11 protein-coding genes are annotated in these 17,421 nt (G+C 34.0%); 5 read left to right on the plus strand and 6 right to left on the minus strand.

Annotated features, from left to right (window positions below; all coding sequences use genetic code 11):
* Positions 1-2,901, minus strand: coding sequence for a T9SS type A sorting domain-containing protein (locus tag AVL50_RS10685; protein WP_062616487.1), 2,901 nt, complete (start codon positions 2,899-2,901; stop codon positions 1-3).
* 469 nt (positions 2,902-3,370) lie between these two features.
* Here AVL50_RS10685 and AVL50_RS10690 point away from each other — a divergent pair, with 469 nt between their 5' ends.
* Positions 3,371-3,799: a hypothetical protein gene (locus AVL50_RS10690; RefSeq protein ID WP_062616488.1), complete on the plus strand. Its 429-nt coding sequence runs from the start codon at positions 3,371-3,373 to the stop codon at positions 3,797-3,799.
* A gap of 196 nt (positions 3,800-3,995) precedes the next feature.
* Here AVL50_RS10690 and AVL50_RS10695 read toward each other — a convergent pair whose 3' ends face one another.
* Complete coding sequence (locus AVL50_RS10695; RefSeq protein WP_082795753.1) at positions 3,996-6,479, minus strand: M1 family aminopeptidase; 2,484 nt, start codon at positions 6,477-6,479, stop codon at positions 3,996-3,998.
* Between the two features lie 13 nt (positions 6,480-6,492).
* Positions 6,493-7,092 carry an outer membrane beta-barrel protein gene (locus AVL50_RS10700; protein ID WP_062616490.1) on the minus strand — a complete coding sequence of 200 codons (600 nt, stop codon included), beginning with the start codon at positions 7,090-7,092 and terminating at the stop codon, positions 6,493-6,495.
* A gap of 221 nt (positions 7,093-7,313) precedes the next feature.
* Here AVL50_RS10700 and AVL50_RS10705 point away from each other — a divergent pair, with 221 nt between their 5' ends.
* Positions 7,314-9,113, plus strand: coding sequence for a long-chain fatty acid--CoA ligase (locus tag AVL50_RS10705; RefSeq protein WP_062616491.1), 1,800 nt, complete (start codon positions 7,314-7,316; stop codon positions 9,111-9,113).
* A gap of 224 nt (positions 9,114-9,337) precedes the next feature.
* The gene (locus tag AVL50_RS10710; protein WP_062616492.1) at positions 9,338-10,552 is read left to right on the plus strand and encodes a hypothetical protein; all 1,215 of its coding nucleotides are present in this window, start codon (positions 9,338-9,340) and stop codon (positions 10,550-10,552) included.
* 145 nt (positions 10,553-10,697) lie between these two features.
* Here the strand turns inward: AVL50_RS10710 and AVL50_RS10715 are convergent, their stop codons facing one another.
* Entirely contained in the window at positions 10,698-12,623 is a 1,926-nt protein-coding gene (locus tag AVL50_RS10715; protein ID WP_172826813.1) for a sigma 54-interacting transcriptional regulator, read from the minus strand.
* A gap of 430 nt (positions 12,624-13,053) precedes the next feature.
* Here AVL50_RS10715 and AVL50_RS10720 point away from each other — a divergent pair, with 430 nt between their 5' ends.
* Positions 13,054-14,658 (plus strand): glutamate synthase-related protein, encoded by a 1,605-nt coding sequence (locus AVL50_RS10720; protein WP_062616493.1) that lies wholly within the window; start codon positions 13,054-13,056, stop codon positions 14,656-14,658.
* A gap of 17 nt (positions 14,659-14,675) precedes the next feature.
* Positions 14,676-14,954, plus strand: a complete 279-nt coding sequence (locus AVL50_RS10725; protein ID WP_062616494.1) for a DUF427 domain-containing protein — start codon at positions 14,676-14,678, stop codon at positions 14,952-14,954.
* Positions 14,955-15,005: 51 nt separating this feature from the next.
* On the opposite strand, the gene AVL50_RS10730 is transcribed toward AVL50_RS10725, so the two are convergent.
* Together AVL50_RS10730 and AVL50_RS10735 are read right to left on the minus strand one after the other, a co-directional pair.
* Entirely contained in the window at positions 15,006-16,949 is a 1,944-nt protein-coding gene (locus AVL50_RS10730) for a thiamine pyrophosphate-binding protein (protein WP_062616495.1), read from the minus strand.
* Positions 16,950-17,032: 83 nt separating this feature from the next.
* A complete protein-coding gene (locus AVL50_RS10735) occupies positions 17,033-17,344 on the minus strand; it encodes a hypothetical protein (protein WP_063850657.1) in 312 nt (103 codons plus the stop codon).
* Positions 17,345-17,421: the final 77 nt, after the last annotated feature.

The raw sequence follows: 17,421 nt of genomic DNA on the forward strand, positions 1-17,421 counted from the left end.
TTATTGTATTAGAATTTTCTTAATGAAGTTTTCTTTTTCACCATAAACCCTAATTAGATAAATCCCCTTAGAGTACTGGTTTGTTAGTTTGAAGTTTACTTGAGTATGAGGGATTGGATAGTCAAATTGATCGTAAATCTTTCCATTTGTGTCTAATACCTCAATTTTATAAATCTTGCTGTTTCCTTTGATACTCATCAATTGTTGGCTTTGAGTAGGATTAGGGAAAACAGTAATATTTTCTTCTGTGGTTAATTCGTCTCCAATTGAAAGCACTGGGTCAAATTCAAAGTCTGTCATCACTGCTTCAGCCAATGACATGCCATTCAAACTGTTTGATTTGACAACTTTTGCTACTACTTCTACTTGATCATAGTTCAAAGGTTCAGCAAAAATATTCATATCTACACTGATATTTGATGAACCTTTTTCAACGCTAACTTTGGATTGACCAAGTAAAAATGCATCACCCCAAAGCTCAATAATAATGTCTCTATCTTCAGATGCAGTGTACTCAATTTCAAAAGTATTGACTTCTCCCATTTTGATTTCCGTGTTTGAAGATGTGAAATCAATTGCATCAGAAAGAGTTTGAGCGTTGCTCAGTTCAATAAAATCAATTATTGCTGTTCCTATTACTGAGAAAATTTGAATAGGGTATTTCCCAGCTGAAAGCTCTACTGTAGTTTCAAAATTGGTTTTATCAGTAGTATTGATAGTAATAACTTTGCCTAAAACTTCATTGTGTGACATCAATGCGACCTTAGCATTTTCCGAAGTTGTTTTTCCTGATACTGATAGGGTATAAGTGGCATTTTCTGGAACATCTATACTGTAGGAAGTCCATTCACCTTCTTCAAGAAGAATTTCAAAGTTTTCAGTATTTTTTTGGATATTCACTCCTTCAGATAAACGGTATTGTTTTGAATTATTGATACCATCTAACGAATTGTAACCGATACCTTGTCCACCAATATCAAAGTCTTCGGCTTCAATTTTTTGTGGTAACTCATAACGACTTCCATTGAATGGGAATCTGTTGCCAAAATTATGAATACTATTGACAGATAATACCACAGAGCTTACAGCACCGCCTTCATCACTAAAACTCAATTCTACTGAATTGTTAGCTTTCAGTAATTTGTAAGGTACAGGGACTTCAATAACTCCAAAGAAATCCTCTCTGTCTGCTTGGTCGTAACCTTTCCAGTTTGATAAACTGTTTAGTGTTACACCATTAATTTTTACTCTAGGCTTTTTAGACATGTCATGCTTTCTACCAATGGCCATTCTCAATCTTGCTTCACCCTCCATCGAAAGATCAGTAACACCGTTAAATGCGAATGTCATTTTGTTGTTGGCCTTAATATCCTGCATGTATGTTTTAGAGTAATACTCTTTTCTTATAGCTTTTTTGCTGAATGTTACCTCACGGTCAAGCGTATATGTTAATACTATTGTTTCATGTGGCTCAATACTGATACTAGAAGGTACTTCAGTAAGGTCTTCATCTTTATAAATAGGATCTTCATTTTGATAGATCTTTAAGCTTCTCTTATTGACTTTTTGGAAATCGCCCATTGAAGAAACAAACTGTAAAGCAACATCCTGATTTTTAGTGTCAATATTATTCAAACAGATATATGCGGTCTTTCCATCCACAAAAGCTTGAACAAAAATATCTGGATTAGAGGAAGAACAACGGACACGTTTTCCTTTTACATTGTCCCAAAGATGGAAGAAATCTTTCTTTGCAGTTAATAAAAACTCAGTAGGTTCTCCATTGACGATTGACGACTTTACAGGACGCCATAAGTCCGCTCCATAAGGTTCAAAATCAGCACCCCAATGCCATGGAGATTTACCAGTAATAAATGGAATAGAGATCATTAAACGATCTTCTCTGTCCATTAAACCAAAAATAATATGATTGATAGAGCGAACAGTCTGAATACTTTCTACATCAGTATAGGTATCACCATATCCGCTTGAAATGCCACCATATTCAGTAATTGCGTGGGGCTTCACGGAGTCCCATTTGATATAACTATAAGTCTCAATCAAGTCAAGAATTGCATCTGCATTACTGCCTGACCGTTCTGTGTCCTGTCCTGTGACATTAATGCCGTCATAAAGGTGAGTAGAAAAACCAGCCATATAATCACCTGCTACATCCATAAACATTTTCATTCTAGACTCCCAATGTTCAAAATCCCAAAGTTCCATTGATGGCCAAGCGGAAGAATAACCTATGACTTTTGTTTCTAAACCTTGCTCTTGGAAAGACTTGCCTATTTCTTTAAAATATTCTGCTGTTTTACGTCTTACATCTGCTTCAGAATACTTACCATTTTCAGTATATTCATCAGCGTGTACAAAAGGTTCGTTTACTGGTTCGTAATAATAAGGACGTGTTGCGTCTTCGTAAAAATGTTGGAAATATTGTGCTGCAAACTTTCCAGCTTCCTCAGTATCCATTTCCATACGGATCATTGACACAGGGTGGTCCGTCACTACAAGTTGACGTGAGATATGTTTGTAATGATCTTGTTCTTTAGCATATTTTACGTTGTTTGCACCCTCTTTTTCTACCGTTGAAGCACCAGGGAAAACGCCATTTGTGTTGATATAGTTACTATATCTACCAAATGCCCCCCAAAATGAACGCCCCTGAGTAACCTCCCAATTCTTGAGTAATTCCATGTCATCATCCGTATGATCCTTGTTGGGTATCATGTGTAGATTAAAGAATTTTTTTCGATCTAATTCAGATACATCTTCTAAGTAACGTTGTGTTTGAAAGTCAATTGAGATTGCAGTTTGAGCCGATGTTTCCTGAGCTAATACAAGTACAGAAAAGCATGCTAAAACTTTGCATATAGGTTTGTAAAATATTTTCATCTTAGATTGCTAATTAGTAATAATTCATAATCCAAATATACAGTATGATGCAGGGGAGGTATGGGTATAATTTTGATGAAAATAAGGGGGTAATTATTGAAGTTAGTGCCTTGGGTTGTATAAAAACAAAGATTTTTTTCCAAAGAGCCCTGTTTGAATCAGTGTTAGCTAAATATGAATTATAAGAGTTGGGACGTAGTTGTAGATGAATAGACAGTAAATATTTCGTTTCAATTCGTTTTTCACTTTTTGAAGAAATCTTTTTTATTTAAATTATAATATGCTTCGCTTTTCAAATCATTTAAAAAGTTTTTTCTTTAAGAGTATATTTTAAAAATACTCTAACCCAAAGAATAGCAATTCAAGTTTAATTTCTCACATCCTATTTGCTATTGAAGAAATGAAAAATATTAAAAACATATCACCCACTACTTTTTTTAGTCTAGTTCTTATTTTGTTTGGAACAAATATGCTTTACAATAATTTGACTGAAATTCGTTTCCTTGAAAATTACAGTATTATTGAAATCAGTCAAGATCAAGCCTCCGTTCAATTGACCTCCTCTTTTTCTTTTGATGCTAATTATGGAATCAACAAGGTTAACTTGGGGTATTTAGGAGTAGTGATTTCGATTTTATATCTATCATCAGGCCTTTTTCTTTATTTCTTAAAGGAATCTTCTTTTAATTCTGTGAAAGTAATATTGATCATAAGTATCCTCTTTTCAACCTTCAAGACTTTTTTCAATTTACAAGAGGCCTCCGACCTTTTATTTTATTCCTTAATTTCAAAGAATATAGCAAGTATACTTATTGATATGATGTTGCTTGTGTTTTTTATCATTGAGGTTTTGAAAGAGGAAAAAACAAATGATTTAGGAGGAATTATTGGTTTTTAGTTGAAAGATTGTTTGTTGAAAAAGTATAGGATCATTGATGGTTTAATGGAATCAAAAAATTCTTAATTTAGCCTAACGCATACAGATACCAAGTTTAATGAAACTGATACATACCTTAAAAAAATCAGTTTAAGGAATTAATAAAAATAGAGTAAGGGCAGGCTCATGTGCCTACCCAAGAATGTCAATACAGAGGTTATTCTGCTGTTGTTTGTCTCCTCAATACAGGGTCCAAATTCTGTAAAACTTTGTTCTTCAGTTTTACATCAATATTATTTTTCTCTAAATAACTATTCACCCAATCAATAGCTTGTTGTTCTTTTCTTTTAGCAATAGAACTTTTTAGATAATTGTATGGGAAGAAAATATCTCCTGTTTTCTGAACTTCAGGCAACAGTCCAAGAGTAGGACGAATGTATTTTAATGAGGTTTCAGCATTCAATGGATGATTCAATAAACTTAGCGCCGCTTCAACCCAAGGTTCATTTGCTCTGTTTTTCGCTTCTTTTAAACCTTCAAAAAAGGCATCTTTTTCAATTTCATCATTGCTTGTTGCAGGAGCAATATAAGCTAGGTAATCTTTATAATAAGTAGAACTTAGAAGTTTATTAACCTTGTTTAATGATGCTTCCGATTGATGATGCTTCTCAAGTCTCAATTTCATGAATAGACTGATTCTTTCTCTATCATTGAGACGAGGAGTTGTATTTTTGGTAGTCAGAAAGGTATTCAAATAAGGCAATTGATTTGGTTGATGCTCAAAAAGTTTAATCACATTAAAATAGAAAGCTTGTAATGCCTTGTTTTCTGTTTTTTCAATTTGATTTTGAAGGAAATGGAAATAGGCTTCGCTTATATTTATCCTTTCTTGAGCTGTGATATAATACCAATACAGTTCATTAAACTGCCCTGATAACTGCTTTTTCAAAAGTAAATTTTCTTCCAAAATCATTCTTTCCCAAATGAAATTGATATACCCATCGAGGTAGAGATTATCATTTAAGAAATTCTCCCATAGCGTACTATAAGCAATAGCTTTTTCAGTTTCAGAATACTTTTTAATGTTACTTTTGATCTCATTGATCAGGCCAATGCTTAGTTCAAAATAACCATAATTTTTACCGCTTTGATCTAGTGGGAAACTACCTTGAGGGAGCTCAACAGTGATGTTTTCTTTATCTAACAAAACATCTTTTCCATCCAATAATATCTTCTGAGATTTTTTATAATCTTTTGTAATAATAGAAAGCTGATTGTCTCTTTTTTCAAGTTTATAATGAGGCATTCCTTCATTTTTAACCCAAAGATTAGCCCAGTCTTTTAAATCCACATTAGAAGTAGTGGAGATAACTTCAATTAAATCGTCAAAAGTAGCGTTTCCATAAGCGTACTTTTTAAGGTAAATCTGTAAAGATTTTTTCAAATTATCTTCACCTACTAGTAATTCAATTTGAGCCATCACAACAGGAGCCTTACAATAAATGATGGCACCATAAAGAGTACCAGCTAAGTTTAAATTTTCAAGTTGTTGTTGAACAGGGTGATTGCCGGCAGTTCTGTCAACTTCATAAGCTCTATATTGATGGGAAAGGAAAAACTGTAAGTCATGATTGATCTCAGGATATGAAGGTGTGATTGCTTTGGCGGCAATAAAGTTGGCAAATACTTCTTTTAGCCAAACATCATCAAACCATTTCATGGTCACCAAATCACCGAACCACATGTGGGCCACCTCATGAGCAATTAATTGAGCACGGCGAAGTTTTTCTGAAGGCCCTGCATTTTCATCAAGTATTAGAGAAGAAGCTCTATATTGAATGGCCCCAACATGTTCCATTCCCCCATATTGGAAAGGAGGGATCAATGCAAAATCGAGTTTGTTAAAAGGTAATGGTATGGAAGTGTAATCTTCTAGCCATTGTACAGATTGGGCATGTAAATCAAAAATCTGATCCTGATTCGCATTGATTTTATCCTCTTCTTCTAAATGAAGCATAGCATATTTTCTGCCATTCACCTTTTTTTCAATTCTCTTGAATTCTCCTGCAACAAAAGAAAATAAATAAGTGGAGATTGGTTTTGTTTGCCCAAAAGTAATGACTTTTCTACGATCTTCAGTTTGTTTTGAAGTACCGTATTCACCAGCAATGGCATCCCACTGATCCGGCATATCTAAGCTCAAAATGTATTTTGCCTTAATATCTGGTTGATCAAAACATGGAAATAACGTTCTAGCCCTGTCTGGAACTAGAAGCGTATACATATATTTCTCTTTTCTATTTAAAGATTGGTCACCAGCAATGAAATGGAATGAGATACTATTTTCTCCCTTTTTTAAGTGATCCGTTGGGATAATAATATGTTCTTGTTTGTAATAATGTTCAGAAGGCTGATTATTAACAATCAAGTTGCTGATTCGAGTAGAATCTGTTCTAAAATCTAGAACAATGGGAGTGTTTTTATCTTTTATATCAAACCTTAGATGTAAAGTGGATTGGATTCTTTTTTTGGATGAAGCAGGAAGTACGAGATGCAAATCGTACTCTACATTATTGATATTGTTGAAACGCTGTTGTGCTAGTTGTTGTGAGACTCCTGTTTTTAAAGGTATATCTTCTGGAGATTGACATGCATTTAACATCGATAATAAGCCTAGAATAATAATGTAGAGTTTCTTCATCTGAATATTTTATTTAAAAAATAATTCCAAAGTTGAAAGATACGTTATTATAATTAAGTCTTTCAATCTCATTTTGCATATAATTATACTTTAGGCTAATAAAAATGCTTACTGCAGAGAAAACTTCTGTAGAAATGCCTGCTTCAGGAGCAATACCCATACGCCAGTCTGTCTTTTCTCTTGTCATCACATTGCCTGGGAAATCTCTAGTGCTGATTACAAGACCATGTGATTGACGGTACATACCCAACCCAATTCCGATGTAAGGCCTTAAATATTTACTTTTCAGAAAGTAATAATTAATATGTGCTAAAACGGGCATTGATTTAACATTTGTCATCTGCTGATTGTTAACACCATAAAGCACAGGAACCTCGATAATTTCTTTATCTTTTGAGATATGATAGCCTACAGAGAGACCTGTAGAAATAGGAAGTTTTTTGAAATGATATTGCCATTCCAATTGAAATCCATTCAATCCAAGGTACCTTAAATCACTTACACCTTGAGAACTGCTGTAAGACAAAAGGAATTTATTTTCTTGAGCAATAGCTCTGTTAGCAAAAACAGATAATAGGCCCAGAGATAGTAGAATTAAGAATTTACGGTTCATATTTAAAAATTAGGCTTATTTAAGTATCAGTAAATAGTTTTGACAAAGGTAAAATAAATAATCCTAAAACAATAAATTATCTTAAAATAATGCTATTTAATTTTATTCAGAATTTTATTTCTGATTTTTTGTCACAAAACTTAAGCGAAGCTTGTTTAGGTATTTGTCAAATGAATCAAATTGAATTCATTACTTAAATATTTATATTTTTATACACACACATGACAAAAGAGACAGTACATTTAGTACATAAAATTCGCCAACAAGCTTCAAAGTATAAAGAAAGAGATGCTGTAAGATTTCGTGTAGCAGATCAGATTTGGGAAAGTATCTCATGGAATGATTTTTCAGAAGAAATAGATAAAATTTCATTAAGTCTTTTGTCATCAGGTGTAGGTGTTCAGGAAAAAGTAGGTATTTACGCTCAAAACATGCCTAACTGGACAATTGCAGATTTTGCATCTCAACAAATTAGAGCGGTAAGTGTATCTATCTACGCTACAAGTACATCAAAACAGGCAGCATACATTGTAAATGATGCTCAGATTAAAGTACTTTTTGTTGGAGATCAAGAACAATACGACAATGCGGCTGAAATTGCTGAAGAGTGTCCATCATTAGAGTGGATCGTAGCGATGAAGCCAAGTATTCATAGAAGAGGACATAAATTGGGTATCCTTTGGGATGATTTCATTGAAAAAGGTGAAAAATCTCAAGAAGCTGAATTATTAAAAAGAGTAGAGGATGCTTCATTGACAGATTTGATGACCTTGATTTACACTTCAGGTACTACTGGAGAACCAAAAGGTGTAATGATGGATTATCATAATTTCGGAAAGCAGTTTGATGCACACGATGAGTTCATTGAATTTACAGATAAAGACATCAACTTAAGTTTCCTTCCGTTATCTCACGTTTTCGAGAGAGCATGGTCAACTTATGTTTTATATAAAGGTGGAGTAAACAACTATTTGGAAGATACTAAGCTGATCAAAGAGGCATTAGTGGAAGTAAAACCAAATGTAATGTGTGCTGTACCTCGTTTCTACGAGAAAATCTACTCTACAATTCATGAAAAAGTAGCTAAAGCAGCACCTTCAAGACAGAAGTTGTTCCACTGGGCTATTGGTGTGGGTAAAGCAGTATTCCATCACAAACTAAAAAATGAAACGCCATCGGGCTTCTTGAAATTCCAACATAAGATCGCCAACAAATTGGTGTTCAGTAAATTCCAGAAATTGATGGGTGGCAACATTAAGTTTATGCCTGCAGGTGGTGCTAAACTTGATCCGGAAATTGGTGAGTTCTTCCATGCTATTGGTATTCCAGTAGTATTGGGTTATGGTCTTACTGAGACTGCTGCTACTGTAACTGCGTGGTACATTGACCGTGCTTTCAACCCGAATACAATTGGTACAAAAATGCCAAATGTTGATGTGAAGATTGGTGAGAACGACGAGATATTAGTAAAAGGTGATGTAGTGATGAAAGGTTATTACAACAAACCCGAAGAAACTGCTAAAGTATTTACAGAAGACGGTTATTTCAAAACGGGTGATGCCGGTAAATTTGATGAAGATGGCAACTTGATGATCACTGATAGAATCAAAGAGTTGATGAAAACTTCAAATGGTAAGTACATTGCTCCTCAAGTTGTAGAAGGTAAGATTGGTAAAGATCACTTTGTGGAGCAGATTGCAGTGATTGCTGATGGCAAAAACTTCGTTTCAGCTTTGATCGTTCCTACGTATGAAAACTTAAAAGAATACGCTCAGGAAAATGGCATCTCATATGGTTCAGTAGAAGAATTGGTGAATCATCATGATATTCAGAAGTTGATTGAGAAGAGAGTGGAGGCACAGCAACATGATTTGGCTCCATTTGAAAAAGTAAAACGTTTCACGCTTCTTTCTCAAGAATTCTCTCAAGATAAAGGGGAAATGACTCCTACGTTGAAATTAAAGAGAAAGACAATCAACGAAAACTATAAAAACGAAATTGCTGCGATGTACACAAAATAATTCGCAACTGATTTCAGTATTAAGCCACTATCTATTTTTTTTAGGTAGTGGCCTTTTTTTCTCATAGTATCCGCACCATCTGATTAAACAATCTATTCAATTATCAATTGAAACTTATAGCATTGTATTGTTATGACTAAAGTATTGTAAGAAACCTTTTTATATTATGTAATATATTATATATTTACAATACTTTTTTAGGTAACTATTGCTACTTTATTCTTATGAAATTATTTAAACTTATTTTTTTATTAGTGTTGATCACTAACTCTACACTTTTTGCTCAGATTGAATTTGAATCTGGATATTATATTACAAATATTAATGATACAGTAAGGTGTCAAATCAAGAATAAGGATTGGATAAATACCCCTCAAAAAATCACTGTATTAAAAGGAAATGAGGAAGCTGTAATTGATGATTGTATTGAATTTTCAGTTGCAGGAAGATTTTTTAAAAAATATAAGGTCTCTTTAGCTATAAATGCAGGGAGTAGACCTAAAGTTTCTGATTCGAGAGAACCTGATTTTGTTGAAAAAGATCTTTTTTTAGAAAAATTATATAACGGTGAAATATCGCTTTTAAAATATAGAAATGGTACTTCTAATTTATTTTTTATAAAGCATTCAAATTCAGATACTTTAGAGCAATTGATCTATAAAAAATACAGAAGTGGACCAGAAAGAATAATTGAAAATAAACTTTATCAAGAGCAATTAAAATCTATAATACCAACAGCTAACATATATGATATTATTAATTTGGAATATTCAGAATCTGATATTATTTCAGTTTTAGTTAAATATTTTGGGAAAAATAAATTAAAACCTGAAGCTGATACTTCAAAAAATAATAATGGAAATCTTCATCTATCAATTAAAATAGGTTTAAATATAAGAAGTGCATCAATTGTTAATAGGGGGCTTTTTTTAGATAAAAAGTATGAAACAACAAATACAATTCTTGTGGGTGTGGAATTGGAATGGACAATGAATTTTAATAAGGGTAAATTTAGACTTTTTCTTGATCCTTACTATTCATATTATGATGCAAATCATACAGATAATTATTATTTAAATAAATATTTCCCATCAATTAATAACAGAGAATCTATCATTAAATATCATTCAATAGATATTCCTATAGGAGTTAGGTACTATTCTTTTATGAAAAAGGATAAAGCTCAGCAAATATTTTTTGCTTTAGGAGTTGTACCCACTGTGACTATAGAAGGTTATATGCAGTTGGATAAGAATGATGAAAAAACAAAGTATGAATTAAGCCCTTTATTTAATTATATGATAGGCGTCGGTTATGTTTATAACAAATTTAGTTTTGAATTTAGATATAATACAGACAGAAATCTATTTACTACAAATGAAGATTTTGTATCTGAGTTTAACGGAGTATCTTTTAATTTAGGTTATAAGTTATTTTAAATGAAATACTGTTTGTATGATTGACATTTTCAAAATGTTGATTCCAATAAAGAATTAGTATTTGAAAAGCTCAATTTTACAAACAGTAAGACTATCTATTTTAGTAATGTCATTTAATTGTTAGATCATAATAATACTATATTTATCAAGGCCTTTTAATCCCCAACTTCTTCATTCTAGCTTCTAATGTTGTTCTATTAATATCTAAAATTTTGGCAGCACCACGATCTCCGCTGATTCTCCAATTCGTCATTTTCAATACCTTAAAAATATGTTTTCTCTCGTTCTCAGATAAGGTCAAGACTTCATTTTTTTCCTCTTCTACATTGTTCGTTTTCAATCCTTTAATTTCCAACTTCGAACTATTAGAAATGATGACAGCTCTTTCAATTACATTTTGAAGTTCACGAACGTTGCCCGGCCATTGGTAATTTTTCAATTTATTCATTGTTCCGATTGTAATCGATCGAATGTTTTTACTAAACCTCTCGTTGTATTTTTTCAAAAAGTGCCTAGCCAATAAAGGTACATCCTCCAATCTTTCTTTCAGTGGTGGAACATGAATAGGGAAAACATTCACACGATAAAATAAATCTTCTCTAAACTTTTTGTCCTTTACAGCCTTTTCGAGATTGACATTGGTTGCTGCTATTATTCGAACATCAATTTTTATAGTTTCAGTACCGCCAATTCGTTCAATCTCACCCTCTTGTAATACTCTTAATAGCTTTACTTGAAGGTCAAGAGAGATTTCTCCAAATTCATCCAAAAACAGTGTGCCACCATCAGCCATCTCAAAGCGTCCAATTTTTCTAGCAACAGCACCAGTAAATGCACCTTTTTCATGCCCGAATAATTCACTTTCAATTAAGTTAGCAGGCAAAGCAGTACAATTGACTTTAATCAAAGGTTTATCTTTTCGAGTACTATGATTATGAAGAGCTCTAGCAATCAGTTCTTTACCTGTACCGGATTCTCCTAAGATCAATACGGTGGCATTTGTAGGAGCTACTTGTTCAATTTTAGCAAGAACATTTTCTTTAAAAACATCACTTTCACTAATTAATTCCTCAAAATTATTGTTGAGTTTGATTTCTTCCTGCAAGAATTGATTTTCCTCTTCTAGGTTATCTTTTAATTCTTTGACTTCTTTTAATGCTCTTGTTAGTTCAAGATTTGTCTTTTTAAGCGCCTTTTCCGTTTCTCTTCTATGCGTTATATCTTTAAAAGTAACTACAGCGCCAATCAACTCATTATTATTGTCAAAAAGTGGCGTGCTTACATATTCTACAGGAAATGAAGATCCATCTTTACGCCAAAAAACTTCATCATCACTATGGTGAACTTTACCATCTTTAAAAGAGGCATAAATATTACAGTCATGTTTGTGGTAATGAGAGCCGTCAGGTTTTGTATGATGAATTAAATCATGTTGAGAAACATTGATCATTTCCTCCAGTGAGTAACCGACCAATTTCACAGCGGCTTCGTTGGCAAAAGTAGTTCTTCCTTGTGTATCAAGTCCATAGATCCCTTCACCGGCAGATTGAAGAATAGACTCATGATGTCTTTGCAAATCACGGAGTTGTTCTAAGAGTGCTTTTTTTTCTTCTGAAGTAGAAACATGATCTTTATTCTGAGTGCTTTCACCGGTATTGATTTCACCAATTACTTGTAAAGCTTCATTTAGTTGTTCTCTTAATTGAATGATCTCTGTTATTTCATGACACTTTGTAAAACAGATAATTCCATTGCCAATGTTTACTCCAGTAAAACTTATTTCAACATCCAGATAACGATCATTTTTATCTATAATCGTTGTCTCAAAACTTGTTGTTTTATTTTCTTTTAACTCACTCCATATCTTTTTCCATTCACGTTTAGAAAGGTTTTCATCAATATCGAGAATAGATATTTTACCTAAGTCATTTTCACAGTAACCACATTTTTCATGGAAAGAATCATTGCATTTATCGATGTGTCCATCTTCAGTCAACCAAAATATTAGATCTGAAGAAGAGTTTAATGCTATCTCGGACCATTTCTCATCCCAGACTACTTTTTCTAGCATTTTAGAAGTCATTAAATAAAATTGAATAAATGTAAATATAGTTATAGATTTTTGAATTACTTTATGTTTTTGCCAAAATAATGGCATTTATGAACTTTTAGGTTTCTGTTTTAATGGATTTCATGTGGATTGGTTCTATTCTATGTTATAGGATTGGTGAAATTCTATTCTTCATAGAAAGTTATTTTAAGTAATTACATCAATTATTCAACTGAAATTTATTATTTTAATAATTAGAAATTTCTCATTTTAAATATATAAGTACTAGGACAAAAGAAATGGAATGCTTTGAATGAAGAGGGAAGAATGAAGAATTATGCTTCTTGTTATGGTTTAAAAACCACCTAATAACCATTTTACGAACCATAATTCTACATTCTTCATTAAAAAAGTTTACTAACTTTTTCCAGTACTTAAAATACCCACGCTAATGAAAAAAGTAAAACTAGTAGAAGTAGCTCAACTCTCTGAAAAAACACCTGAAGCATTTCAAGTAAACGGTTTGGATCTTGTCGTTATAAAATACGATAACAATGTCTCTGTATTGTATGGAAGGTGTCTGCATAGGGGAGCATTAATGGCCGATGGATCTATAGTTGGTCATAATTTAATCTGCGGATTGCACGGCTGGGACTACAGATATGATACTGGAGTGAGTGAGTATAATAATGAGGAAGCTTTACATAAATTCACCGAAATTATTGAAGACGGTATATTGTATGTTGATGAAGAGGAAATTGATGCTTATTTAACGGTGTATCCTCAACCCTTCAACAGAGATGAATATTTAGGTCAATATGCAGATACACATCCAGAGGATACTGAACCATACACAGGTTATATTCGGCAATTGGCAAAAGAGGGGTTAAGTAAAATTGGTAAGCATGGACCGTCTTCTTCTATGGGAGTGGACCGTAATACCTTGCCAAAATGGGAACAAATTCAGTTTCTTCCGGCCCAGCTCTCAAAACGCCCATTATTAGATGGGGAAGAAGTCACTACTACAACTGTGATCGGAAAAAAAGCGAAAAAACCGCTTGTCCTTGATATACCTGTTTTTGTTTCAGATATGAGTTTTGGGGCACTATCAAAAGAAGCTAAAATTGCTTTGTCAATGGGAGCAGAAAAGGCAGGTACAGGAATTTGTAGTGGAGAGGGCGGTATGTTGCCAGGTGAACAAGCTGAAAATTCTAAATATTTTTATGAATTAGCTTCGGGTAAGTTTGGTTTTTCTTGGGAGAAAGTGAAAAAAGCACAGGCGTTTCATTTTAAGGCAGGGCAAGGGGCAAAGACAGGGACAGGAGGACACTTGCCAGGAAGTAAAGTAACGGAAGAAATCGCTAAAGTAAGAGGGTTAGAAAAAGGACAGTCGGCTATTTCCCCTGCTGCATTTCCTGATTTTAAATCCGTAGATGACTTTAAACAATTCGCTGAAGAAGTAAGAGAAAAAACAGGTGGAATTCCTGTAGGTTTTAAAATGGCAGCATCAAGAATTGAAGAAGATATTGATTTTGCCTTAGCAGTGGGAGTGGATTATATTATCCTTGATGGTAGAGGAGGAGGAACTGGCTCTGCACCCAATATTCTGAAAGACAATATCAATGTACCTACAATACCGGCATTGGCAAGAGCACGCAGACATTTGGATAAAGTAGGTGCAAATGACGTCACTTTAATAATTACAGGTGGTTTGAGAGTAGCAGATGATTTTGTGAAAGCATTAATGTTGGGAGCCGATGCCATCGCCATCTCAAATTCAGCAATGCAAGCCATCGGTTGTTTAGGCATGAGAGCTTGTTCTACCAATAACTGTCCAGTAGGTATTGCAACTCAAAAAGATCATTTGAGACAAAGAATAAATATTATTAAGTCAGCCAATCAACTTTCCAATTTCTTTGAAGCTTCTACAGATCTTATGAAAGTAGTAGCAAGAGCCTGTGGTCATAATGATTTTAAGGGTTTTAATTTCTCAGATTTATCCACTTTAGATTATAAAATACACCAACTGACTAATATTAGGTTTGCGGGGTATTAAGAGGTAAAATTAAGTCTATGAAAGTAGTATATCAAGAAGTATTGATTGCAGAAAGTGATCAAACTGTTGAAGACTGCGGTGTAATTTATTTCCCTCCTTCATCTGTGAAATTTGAATACCTTGTGGAATCTGATTTTAGAAGCTCTTGTTTATTCAAAAATACTGCAACTTATTATCATATTAAGGTAGGAGAGCATGAGTTTAAAAATGCTGTTTGGAGTTATAAAGATCCTGATCCTGAGGTAGAGAAAATCAAAGGGTGTTTGGCATTTGCTGATGAGTTGTTGAAGTCATAAATAACATCATCATAAACCCATGAATTAATTCATGGGTTTATGATGATTAAACTATATCAACTTCACATCAGCAGCAATTTCAAGCAATCCAGGACCTTGATGAGAAAATAATTTCTGATAGGCTTCCGTGAGTTTTTCTTTATTAGTTACCTTTATTCCTAAAGCACCACAACTTTTAGCATAAGCGGCAAAATCAGGGTTTACCAAATCAGTAGCCCATTTATCCCAACCGCCAGCTCTTTGTTCTTTAGAAATTTTACCTAACTCATTATTATTAATGACAATCACTTTGATCGGCATATTGTACTTAACCAAAGTGGTGATTTCTGCAAGATATTGACACAATCCTCCATCTCCAGCAACAGCTATAATAGGTCTGTCATCACCAACCGCTGACCATGCCCCCATACTTGCTGGAAGTGCAAAACCAATGGAACCAAGATAACCCGACATCAGAAATGTGTGCTCTTGGGTTTCAAAATATCTCCCGAAAGAGTAAGCATTATTTCCCACATCCACGCACATAATGGCATTTTTAGGAGCAGTTTGAGTAAGCTGGGAAAAGATCTCTATGGAGCTAATTCCATGATGATTATCTTCCAATTTCCTTCTTTCTTTTTCAGCTCTCCAAATCGACCACCTTTCCGAAATTTCGTCTATTCTTGATATTTTATTCGATTTGAAATCATCTAAATTATCCAACAGTAATTCCATGGTTCTAGAAATTTCTCCATACACAGGAATATCAACAGAGTGGAACTTTGCCAAAGCAAGAGGATCAAAGTCGATCTGTATGGTTTTCAGTTTTGGAGTGATGCCCGTATGATTTGAAAAAGAAGCTCCAATGACAACCAATAAATCTGCTTCATTCATAAACCAAGAAGCGATAGGAGTACCACTTCTACCTAAAACACCACAGCCCAATGGATGTTGATCTGAAATCTGACCTTTTCCTTTAAAAGTCGTCATCACCGGACAAGATAACCCTTCCGCCAAAGTTGTGATTTTATCCATATCAAAACGAGCTCCATGACCGACGATAATAACAGGCCGTTTGGCTTCTTTGATAGTTTCAATTGCTTCTTGCAGACTTTCTTCGGGAGGAGCGATTTTGAGAGAGGCAATTCTTCCTTTTGGAGAAGAAGCCTTTTGATTTCCGGCAGGAATAGTTTGTACTTGATCCGGAAAGGTGAGGTGGGAAACATCTCTGTTTAAAAGAGCATGTTTGATGGCAAGCGTCATTAATTCAGAATGCTTACTTTGGGATTCTACTCTTTGGTTAAAATCAGCAACATTTTGAAAAGCTCTGACTAAATCCACTTCTTGAAAATTTCCTGTACCTACTACTTGAGTGGCCACTTGACCAGATAAAGCTAATAAAGGTGCTCGATCTACTTTAGCATCCCACATTCCTGTAAACATATTGGTACTGCCAGGACCTGCTATTCCAAAACAAGCCGCAGGTTTACCCGTCAGTTTTCCATATGCTGAAGCGGCAAATGCGGCAGCCCCTTCGTGCCTCACTCCAAAGAATTTTAGTTGCCCACTGTCTTCCAATCGATGAAAAGCATCAGCCAATCCCAAATTAGAATGACCAACTATTCCAAACACTCTATCAACACCCCAATTCACCATAGTTTCAGCCATAATATCAGTGACAGTGGTTTCATGAGGAGCTTCTTCTTCTACTTCCACATAAACAGCATCATTTTCAATTTTGGTTTTAAAAGAAGCAAGACCATCATCAAATCCATCAGAGTCACCACCGCAAGGACTGAAATCCCAGCCATGCCAAGGACATCTTAATTTTCCATTTTCGATTGAACCTTCTCCAAGCGGTCCACCTTGATGAGGGCATTTATTGGTGATTGCATTAAATTTCCCCTCAAAATGTGTAAGACATAATTGTTGATGTCCTGCATCAACTGTCATTACTCTATTTTCATTCAGTTGAGAAGTGTGGTCTAAAACTTTATACCATTTTTTTTGAGCCATGTGAAATAAGAAGTTAAGTGGGTGATGAAGTAAAGCACTAAGGCATGTGATTTTACACATGCCCAAGTCCTCGTTATAATTTACTACTTTATTTCTTTTTCTTCATGTCTTAACAGACATATAGGACAAGTTAAACTGTCTTTTTCTCTGATAAGTTGAATACCATCAAGGTTATTGACCATAAATTCTTTAATGAAAGAATAATTCTCCTTATGATTATTGACATTGATCTGTTTATCTTCTCTTAATTCTCTAAACTTATTATCATACTCTTGTTTCCCCCAGCAGTTTGGACATAATCCTTCCGGTACTTGACCTTCTGTTTCTGATTTTGGCTTACTAAAGAAATTGATTAATGAATTGATAATGCTGTTGTTTTCAATGATATTTTTCATGATAGATAGATTTTTTATTGATGAGAGGTTAAATTTGATTAGAAGTACCTGGAAAGAAGAAAACGGATATTTTATCT

Source organism: Flammeovirga sp. SJP92, assembly GCF_001583495.1.
Taxonomy (GTDB): domain Bacteria; phylum Bacteroidota; class Bacteroidia; order Cytophagales; family Flammeovirgaceae; genus Flammeovirga.

Coding starts and splice junctions, on each gene's coding strand:
- AVL50_RS10710 (WP_062616492.1), top strand. CDS start 9,338: ATGAAATTATTTAAACTTATTTTTTTATTAGTGTTGATCACTAACTCT.
- AVL50_RS10695 (WP_082795753.1), bottom strand. CDS start 6,479: ATGAAGAAACTCTACATTATTATTCTAGGCTTATTATCGATGTTAAAT.
- AVL50_RS10720 (WP_062616493.1), top strand. CDS start 13,054: ATGAAAAAAGTAAAACTAGTAGAAGTAGCTCAACTCTCTGAAAAAACA.
- AVL50_RS10700 (WP_062616490.1), bottom strand. CDS start 7,092: ATGAACCGTAAATTCTTAATTCTACTATCTCTGGGCCTATTATCTGTT.
- AVL50_RS10705 (WP_062616491.1), top strand. CDS start 7,314: ATGACAAAAGAGACAGTACATTTAGTACATAAAATTCGCCAACAAGCT.
- AVL50_RS10735 (WP_063850657.1), bottom strand. CDS start 17,344: ATGAAAAATATCATTGAAAACAACAGCATTATCAATTCATTAATCAAT.
- AVL50_RS10690 (WP_062616488.1), top strand. CDS start 3,371: ATGCTTTACAATAATTTGACTGAAATTCGTTTCCTTGAAAATTACAGT.
- AVL50_RS10725 (WP_062616494.1), top strand. CDS start 14,676: ATGAAAGTAGTATATCAAGAAGTATTGATTGCAGAAAGTGATCAAACT.
- AVL50_RS10715 (WP_172826813.1), bottom strand. CDS start 12,623: ATGCTAGAAAAAGTAGTCTGGGATGAGAAATGGTCCGAGATAGCATTA.
- AVL50_RS10730 (WP_062616495.1), bottom strand. CDS start 16,949: ATGGCTCAAAAAAAATGGTATAAAGTTTTAGACCACACTTCTCAACTG.
- AVL50_RS10685 (WP_062616487.1), bottom strand. CDS start 2,901: ATGAAAATATTTTACAAACCTATATGCAAAGTTTTAGCATGCTTTTCT.